The 833-nt window shown below is 76.7% G+C and carries 1 protein-coding gene; it reads left to right on the top strand.

Going from position 1 to position 833, the window contains the following annotated elements:
• The coding region (locus PROKR_RS37615; protein WP_169736559.1) for an FHA domain-containing protein at positions 1-833 on the top strand (833 nt) is incomplete at both ends.

Below are 833 nucleotides of genomic sequence, written 5' to 3'. Positions count from 1 at the left end.
GGCCCGGGCGATGGACGGCCGCCGCATGGGCGCGTCGCCGGGCCTGGTCCGGGCCGCCGAGGCGCACTTCGGCCGGCGGGAGCGCTGGACGTCGGTCACCGACGTCTCGCAGTTCGCCGGGTTCGCGCCGCAGGTCATCACCGCCGCGGACTACGGCGACACCGCCTGCCGCGAGATCCTCGACGAGGCGGCCCGGTCGCTGGCCGACGGGCTGTGCGCGGTGCTGAGCCACCCCGGCGTCGTGCCGGTCGCCGTCACCACCGGGAAGCTGCTGCTGCACGCGCCCACGTTCCGGTCGCTGGTGCTCCGGCACCTCACGGAGAAGCGCGGCGACGTGCTGGTGCGACCCAGCGCCGGGCTGCCGCTGGACGGCTCGCTGGCCCTGGCGCGGATGCTGGCCGCGCACCCGAACGTGGTCCAGGAGCACGTGCCGCTCCTGGCGGTCCGCATCGGGTCCGCGCCCCGGCCGGACGACTCCATCACGCTGCCGCGCGTGACCCTGCCCGCCGTGCGGCCGCTGGCGGCCGAGAGCGAGCCCACGGCCTGGGCCGTCGAGGTCAGCTCCGACCACGAGTGGTCGGCCGAGCAGTCGCCGGAGGACCGGCTGACCCCGACGTCGTCGTTCGACGCCGTGGTGCCGCTGACCGGCGACCGCGTCGTGGTGGGCCGGGCGTCGCGCAGCCGGGGCGTGGTGCCCGACATCGTGTGCGAGGACACCGGCGTCTCGCGCCGGCACTGCGAGATCGCCTGGACCGAGGCCGGCTGGAGCGTCGTCGACCTCGGTTCGGCCAACGGCACCTACGTCGCCGCGCGCGGCGACGCCCTGCCCACCG

The organism is Promicromonospora kroppenstedtii DSM 19349, from assembly GCF_000515355.1.
Lineage (GTDB): Bacteria > Actinomycetota > Actinomycetes > Actinomycetales > Cellulomonadaceae > Promicromonospora > Promicromonospora kroppenstedtii.
Note: the sequence above shows the minus strand (reverse complement) of the source record. Positions and strands in the feature narration are given on the sequence as shown.